Below are 8,136 nucleotides of genomic sequence, written 5' to 3'. Positions count from 1 at the left end.
GGCAACGAGGGATTTCAGAACATCAACTGGCAGATACCGAAAATCATAACAGGTAATGTTCCGGGGTTCGACACGCTGGCGACGAGCTTGATGAAAGAAACGTTCAAAAACAAAGGAGTCGCGACCATCGAGGAGCTGCGCGAGCTGTGTATCGATTGTGGGGTGAAGTTTATCGCGTGCCAGATGACGATGGATGTGTTTGGATTTTCGAAAGAAGACTTCATAGACGGCGTAGAGTTCGCGGGAGCTGCCATGTTTCTCGAGTACGCAGCCGACGCCGATATTCAGTTGTTCATCTGAGGTTTTGCAAAAAAAAACTCTCTTGGGAAGAATGATAAGATCACTTCATCGTTATATAAATATTTTGCATTTTACGATCGTTAATATTGATGGCTTTAAAGAATAAAGTACATCTGTCGATCAGAATAGCGTTGGATTTCAGTGGTAAAAAAAGAGGAAAGAGCACTACTTTTTGTGCTTGATGGAAGAAAAACAAAAATCTGGTTGCCTGATTTTTGCAATGTTTGACAATTGTTGCGAAATTCGGTAAAATTACATCTCATCTGATTTTTTTGTTTTTTTGTTCATCCCCTTTAAAAGGTATTTGCTTCGCAAGAGCCTCTGTAACATAAAAACAGAATCACATGTCGTTAGTCAATCCGCATGGTAAAGAAAAGGCTTTAAAGCCACTCTTATTGACTGGTGGGGAGTTACGAGAGGAACGGGAAAAAGCAAGATCCTTCAAGGAGGTGCGCATGTCTTCCCGTGAAACCGGCGATCTTATCATGCTTGGCATAGGAGGTTTTTCTCCACTGGAAGGATTTATGGGTCAGGGTGACTGGAAAGGTAGTGTCGACAGCTATACGATGGCTGACGGTACGTTCTGGCCGATTCCGATTACGCTTTCTACAAGCAGAGAGAAAGCGGACAGTTTGAGTGCCGGCGAGGAAGTCGCTCTTGTCGACGATGAGTCAGGTGAGCTTATGGGAAGCATGATTGTCGAGGAAAAGTATACGATTGACAAAGCTCATGAGTGCCGGGAGGTGTTCAAGACCGACGATACCGAGCATCCCGGTGTTCTGAAGGTGATGGAGCAAGGTGAAGTGAATCTCGGCGGTCCGGTGAAAGTTTTCAGTGAAGGGACTTTTCCTTCAGAATTTGAGGGTATCTACATGACCCCCGTTCAGACAAGGAAACTCTTTGAAGAAAACGGCTGGAGCACCGTCGCGGCTTTTCAGACAAGAAATCCCATGCATCGGTCCCACGAATACCTTGTGAAAATTGCAATTGAAATATGTGACGGTGTTTTAATTCACCAGCTTCTGGGTAAACTCAAGCCTGGTGATATTCCTGCCGACGTCAGAAAAGAGTGCATCAACGCTCTTATGGAAAACTACTTTGTGAAGGGTACCTGTATCCAGGCCGGTTATCCGCTCGATATGCGGTATGCCGGCCCGAGAGAAGCGCTTCTGCACGCGTTGTTCAGACAGAATTTCGGATGCAGCCATCTCATTGTCGGTAGGGATCATGCAGGGGTCGGTGACTTCTACGGTCCCTTCGATGCCCACCATATTTTTGATGAGATTCCGGAAGATGCGCTCGAAACCAAACCGCTGAAGATAGACTGGACATTTTACTGCTATAAATGTGACGGGATGGCTTCCATGAAGACATGTCCGCATGGTAAGGAAGACCGGTTGAGTGTCAGTGGTACCAGACTGAGAAAAATGCTTTCCGAAGGTGAAGCGGTTCCTGATCATTTCAGCCGTCCTGAAGTTCTAGAAATTCTCAAAGAATACTATGCAGGGCTCTCCGAGAAGGTTGACATTAAAGTGCACACTCATGCAGAAGGAAAGTAAGCGTTTCTGTTATTCCTTGCCGACGGCTGCTGTAGCCGGCCGGCAACAATGATTTTTCTTTGTAGTTATACTTCCAATGGCTTTGTAAATCGCAGGCATTGTCTGCAAATATTCGGTAAAGGAGGACCAATTATGCCGAGTTTTGTAATTAAGGAGAAATGTGACGGCTGTAAAGGGCAGGAAAGGACAGCATGTATGTATATCTGTCCCAATGACCTTATGAAGCTCGATGTCGACAGGATGCTGGCATGGAATCAGGAGCCTGACCAGTGCTGGGAATGTTACAACTGTGTGAAGATCTGTCCACAGCAGGCTATCGAGGTCAGGGGTTATGCAGATTTTGTGCCCCTTGGGGGAAACGTTATTCCCTTAAGAGGTACCGATGCAATCATGTGGACGATCAAATTCCGTAACGGTACGCTCAAAAGGTACAAGTTCCCGATCAGAACCACTGCAGAAGGTTCTGTTGATCTCTATACAGGCAAGCCGGAACCCGATTACGCCAACCTCAAGAAGCCGGGTTTCTTTAACATGCCGGAATATCCAACACTATAACACAATCAAAATTGGTTAAGGAGGAATCAATGGGAGTTGAAAAAAACGAATTTAAATATTGCGAGAAGCCGGAAGTTGTTACTGTAGATACGGATATTCTGCTTATTGGCGGTGGAATGGCTTGCTGCGGTGCTGCATATGAGGCTGGCAAATGGGCGACACCGAAAGGAATAAGGATCACCATGGTTGACAAGGCAGCGACCGACAGAAGCGGTGCTGTTGCGCAGGGGCTTTCAGCTATCAATACCTATTGTGGCGAAAACGATCCTGCGGATTATGTGAAATATGTCAGAAAAGACCTTATGGGCGTTATCCGGGAGGATCTTGTCTATGATCTCGGCAGGCACGTTGACAATTCAGTCCATCTTTTCGAAGAATGGGGGCTTCCGGTGTGGAAGCGCGCTGAGGACGGTTCCACTCAAGACGGTTCAAAACCTGCGCCGAAACTGACTGAAGGCGGTAAGCCCGTCAGGTCGGGAAGATGGCAGATCATGATCAACGGTGAATCCTACAAAGTTATCGTTGCCGAAGCTGCAAAAAAGGCCCTTGAATATAACAGAAAAGAGACCGGTGTCGATCAGAACCATTTTGAAAGGGTTTTCATCAGTGAGCTGATTCATGATAAAAACGATCCTAACAGAGTCGCCGGTGCTATCGGTTTCAGTGTAAGGGAAAACAAGGTTTACGTCTTTACCGCAAAAACCATGTTGCTTGCCTGCGGTGGCGCGGTTAACGTTTACAGACCTCGTTCGACTGCCGAAGGCCAGGGCCGTGCATGGTATCCTGTCTGGAACGCCGGTACCACATATGCATTGGCTGCTCAGGCCGGTGCCGAACTGGTTCTTATGGAAAACAGGTTTGTGCCTGCTCGATTCAAGGATGGATACGGTCCTGTTGGTGCATGGTTCCTGTTCTTCAAGTGTAAGGCGACCAACTCTCTCGGAGAAGACTACTGCTCTACGAACCTCGGAGCGGCAAATAAAGATTTCGGAAAATATGCCGAAGATCCTCATCAGCTCACGACAGCAATGAGAAACCATATGATGATGATCGACATGAAAGCCGGCAAAGGACCTATTCTGATGCGTACCCATGAGGCTATGCAGGCTCTGGGTGAGACCATGACACCGAAACAGATGAAGCACCTCGAAGCCGAGGCATGGGAAGATTTTCTCGATATGTGTATCGGTCAGGCCGTTGTCTGGGCGGGTAACAACATCGAGCCGGACAAACTTCCGTCCGAGCTGATGCCGACCGAGCCGTATCTTCTCGGTTCACATGCAGGCTGTGCTGGAATCTGGGTGAGTGGTCCTGGCGATGTTGCCGGTATTCCGGATGAATGGCACTGGGGCTATAACAGAATGACCACTGTCGACGGTCTTTTTACTGCAGGTGACGGTGTTGGTGCTTCAGGGCACAAGTTCTCTTCGGGTTCTCATGCTGAAGGGCGAATTGCCGGAAAGGCAATGACAGCTTACTGCCTGGACCATGCCGATTACAAACCGGAGCTTGGCAGGGATGTCGATGAGGTTATTGCTGAAATCTATCTGCCGATGGAGGTTTTCGGTAAAAACAAGGATTACAGCACCGATACCGAGGTCAATCCGAACTATATCAAGCCGAAAATGTTTCAGGCAAGGCTCCAGAAGATCATGGACGAGTATGTGGCCGGTGTATCTACCTGGTATACCACAAGTAAGACCATGCTCGAGAAAGGACTGGAGCACCTTACCTTGCTCAAGGAGGATGCTGAAAAAATGGCAGCTGAAGATCTTCATGAACTGATGAGATGCTGGGAGAACTATCATCGTCTGATGGCCGGTGAAGCGCATGCGCAGCACATTCTGTTCAGGGAAGATACACGCTACCCGGGCTACTATTTCAGGGCTGATCATTTCTATGTCGATGATGAGAACTGGAGGTGCTTCACCATTTCCAAGTATGACAGGGATTCTCATACATGGAGCCTCTCGAAGAGGGATTACGTCCAGGTTGTGCCGGATTAGTCCGTGACATTTGTGACGTAGCCCGAAGAATATCCCCGAGGTTCGGCCTCGGGGATTACTTTATTTGCAGAAATACAATGCATGAAGAGAGACTAAGAAGTTTACGATTCCTGTTCAAAGATTATCAGTGTTTATCCGCAGAGGAGAATCATGTCAGTTGAAACTGTTTTAATTGTCGGAGGTGGTATAAGCGGGATCACCGCTGCGGTTGAAGCCGCAGAGGTTGGCTACAATACGATTATTGTTGAGAAGAACCCTTACCTCGGAGGAAGGGTCGCTCAGTTGAACAAGTATTTCCCCAAGCTTTGTCCGCCCTACTGTGGTCTGGAGATGAACTTCAGACGAATCAAGCCAAATCCCAAAATAACCGTTTATACGATGACCCGGGTCGAGGAGGTAAGCGGGGATGAGGGAAACTACAAGGTCAGGCTCAAAGTGAGCCCAAGATATGTCAATGAAAAATGTACTGCATGCGATGCCTGCGCCGAAGTATGCCCGGTCGAGACGCCGAATGATTTTAATTTCGGGATGGACAAGACCAAGGCGATACATCTGCCGCATGAAATGGCATATCCCATGAGGTACGTCGTTGACAGGGAGGCATGTACCGATTCATCCTGTGACAAATGTGTCGAGGCATGCAAATATGATGCGATAGACTTAAACATGGAGCCCGAAACCGTTGAGTTGAACGTTGGCAGTATTGTTTACGCAACCGGCTGGAATCCTTATGATGCCTCGAAAATGGATAATCTGAGGTACGGTCAGGTGAAAAACGTCATTACCAACATGATGATGGAGCGACTTGCTTCTCCGAACGGTCCGACAAAAGGAAAGATTCTGAGACCTTCGGATAACAAGGAGGCCAAGAAAGTTGTTTTTGTGCAGTGTGCCGGATCCAGAGATGAAGAGCACTTGAACTACTGCTCTGCAATTTGTTGCATGGCTTCTCTCAAACAGGCAACCTATGTCAGGGAACAGTATCCTGATTCACAGGTTGTCGTCGCATACATCGATCTGAGAACCCCCGGTAAATATGAGGATTTTCTCAACAGGGTGAAGTCGGACGAAAGTATAAAACTGATGAAAGGCAAGATCGCCAAAATAGAGGAAGATCCGGCAACTGGCGGTGTCATCGTTACTTCCGAAGATGTGGAAGGCGGAGAAAAGATCTATGAAAAAGCAGATATGGTGGTTTTGGCTACCGGTATGGCCGCTGCTGTTTCCGAGAACGCTTCGCTGAATTTCGAGGAGAACGGGTTTATCGTTACGGGTAAATCTCCCGGTGTTTATTCTACAGGCGTGGCTAAAAGGCCCTCAGATGTTACCACATCCATACAGGATGCCACAGGCGTGGCATTGAAAAGCATTCAAAGTCTTGTGAGGAGTTAAACTATGGCTGACGAAAAGAAAATAGGAGTGTATCTCTGCAGTGACTGCGGTATTGGAGAGGCTCTGGACATTGAAGAACTCGAAAAGGTCGCGTCCAGTGAGTTCAGGGTGCCCGTATGCAAGACGCATCCGTTCCTTTGCAGCAGAGACGGTGTACAGGTTATCAAGGATGATATAAACAACGGTGATGTCAACAAGATCGTCATTGCTGCTTGTTCGCCGAGAGTGAACAGCGATGTGTTTGATTTCGATCCTCTGAAAAACGTTGTCGAGAGGGTGAATCTCCGGGAGCAGGTTGTCTGGACACAGCCTTCGGATGAGGCGTCCAGAGAATCGACCCAGATGATGGCTGCCGATTATCTGAGAATGGGAATTACACGAGCTGAAAAAGCTGAGCTGCCCGACCCTAAGATAGCCGATGTCAATCGGACCGTTCTTGTTGTTGGCGGTGGCGTTACCGGCCTGACAGCGGCCCTTGAAGCGTCGCAGGCCGGCTATAAAACGGTTTTGGTTGAAAAAGCTGAAGAACTGGGAGGATGGGCTAAAAAGATGTATCGGGTTTTTCCGACCAAACCGCCGTTTGCCGAGCTCGAACAGCCTACTGTTTCATCCAAGATCGATGCTGCTCAAAACGACAAGAATATCACCATACATACCCGCGCTACAATTTCCTCAATCGAAGGAGGGCCCGGCGAATACAAGGTGACGATAGACCGAAGCGGAACGGCTGAGGCGTTCGATGCCGGTTCTATAGTTTTAGCCACAGGTTGGAAACCTTATGATGCCGGGAAACTCGGTCACCTGGGATACGGTAAGCACAAGAATGTGGTGACGAATCTCGAAATGGAGGAACTTGTCAAGAACGGCAACGGCAAGGTGCTCAGACCATCCGACGGTAAACCGGTAAAGAACGTTGTATTCATGCAATGCGCAGGGCAGCGGGATGAAGACCATGTGCCGTACTGTTCTACGGTGTGTTGCAATGTGTCACTGAAACAGGCGAAATACGTAAGAGAGTCCGACCCTGATGCAGGTGCTTTTATTATTTACAAGGATATGAGGACGATGGGGTTGTATGAAAACTTCTATAAATCCGCGCAGGACGACGAGGGAGTTTTTCTCGCCAAAGGAGAAATACTCGATATAGAAGAAGCCCCTGACGGGAGTCTCTATGTCGAAGTGGATAATCTTCTGCTCGGCAGGAAAATGAACATCCAGGCCGACATGGTCGTGCTGGCTACAGGTATGGTTTCGAGCATGGTTCCCGATGAGAAAGGGGTTAACAATCTTACTTCTGAATATATCGGAAACATAGTGAAAAAAGAGACGGAAGACGGTGAAATCGAAGCACTGGAGCCCGAAAGCCTGATCCTTAACCTCAAGTATCGCCAGGGGCCTGAAATGCCTCATCTGAAATGGGGCTTTCCTGACTCGCATTTCATCTGCTTTCCTTACGAAACAAGACGAACAGGTATTTATTCTGCAGGAGCGGTGCGCCATCCCATGGATGCGGTTCAGTCTACAGCGGATGCAACCGGTGCCGCATTGAAAGCCATTCAGTGTCTCGAACTCACTGCAGAGGGAAGAGCCGTTCACCCCAGAACATGGGACCGGACGTATCCTGAAATACGATTTGAAAGCTGTACTCAGTGCAGAAGATGTACTGTTGAATGTCCGTTCGGAGCCTATAATGAAAAAGCGGACGGAACTCCGCTTGAATTCCCGTCTCGTTGCCGCCGTTGCGGTGTCTGTATGGGAGCATGTCCGCAAAGAGTCATTTCATTCAAGGATTACAGTGTCGATATGATTTCATCTGTTTTGAAATCCATAGAAGTTCCTGATGAAGGAACCTTTATTCTTGGTTTCGTCTGTGAAAACGATGCATATCCTGCTTTTGATATGATGGGGCTGAACAGGATGAATCTCAATCCCAACATCAGGCTGATACCGTTGCGATGTCTCGGCGGATTGAACCTCGTGTGGATTGCCGATGCTCTTTCCAAAGGGATCGATGGTATTCTGCTCCTCGGATGTAAATACGGGGATGATTACCAGTGTCATTACATCAAGGGAAGCCAGATGGCTAATGAAAGGCTTGAAAAAGTCCAGGAAACACTTGATCGTCTTATGCTTGAAGCGGAAAGGGTCGAGCAGGTACAAATTGCTATAAATGAATGGGAAAAACTGCCTGGGATAATTGAGGAGTTTACCAAGAAGATCGATGATATTGGTGAAAATCCTTACAAAGGATTCTAATAACAATAACCGCAAACAGCAACGCGAAGAAACATGACGATTTCTCTTTCAAAGGAGCGTTACGAGTA

At 47.8% G+C, this 8,136-nt stretch carries 6 protein-coding genes; all 6 read left to right on the top strand.

From position 1 onward, the window contains the following. Positions 1 to 300 (top strand): DsrE/DsrF/DrsH-like family protein (locus tag CR164_RS10785; protein WP_193525198.1); only part of this gene is annotated, 300 nt, incomplete at its 5' end. Between the two features lie 344 nt (positions 301 to 644). Then, positions 645 to 1,859: a sulfate adenylyltransferase gene (gene sat / locus CR164_RS10780; RefSeq protein ID WP_110023994.1), complete on the top strand. Its 1,215-nt coding sequence runs from the start codon at positions 645 to 647 to the stop codon at positions 1,857 to 1,859. A gap of 132 nt (positions 1,860 to 1,991) precedes the next feature. Continuing rightward, positions 1,992 to 2,414, top strand: coding sequence for an adenylyl-sulfate reductase subunit beta (aprB, locus tag CR164_RS10775; protein ID WP_110023993.1), 423 nt, complete (start codon positions 1,992 to 1,994; stop codon positions 2,412 to 2,414). A gap of 29 nt (positions 2,415 to 2,443) precedes the next feature. Continuing rightward, positions 2,444 to 4,420: an adenylyl-sulfate reductase subunit alpha gene (gene aprA / locus CR164_RS10770; protein WP_110023992.1), complete on the top strand. Its 1,977-nt coding sequence runs from the start codon at positions 2,444 to 2,446 to the stop codon at positions 4,418 to 4,420. A 150-nt stretch (positions 4,421 to 4,570) separates the two neighbouring features. After that, positions 4,571 to 5,812 (top strand): CoB--CoM heterodisulfide reductase iron-sulfur subunit A family protein, encoded by a 1,242-nt coding sequence (locus tag CR164_RS10765; protein WP_110023991.1) that lies wholly within the window; start codon positions 4,571 to 4,573, stop codon positions 5,810 to 5,812. A gap of 3 nt (positions 5,813 to 5,815) precedes the next feature. Beyond that, positions 5,816 to 8,068, top strand: coding sequence for an FAD-dependent oxidoreductase (locus CR164_RS10760; protein WP_110023990.1), 2,253 nt, complete (start codon positions 5,816 to 5,818; stop codon positions 8,066 to 8,068). The last annotated feature ends 68 nt before the right edge of the window (positions 8,069 to 8,136 follow it).

Origin of the sequence: Prosthecochloris marina (assembly GCF_003182595.1) — a bacterium.
Taxonomy (GTDB): domain Bacteria; phylum Bacteroidota; class Chlorobiia; order Chlorobiales; family Chlorobiaceae; genus Prosthecochloris; species Prosthecochloris marina.
Note: the sequence above shows the minus strand (reverse complement) of the source record. Positions and strands in the feature narration are given on the sequence as shown.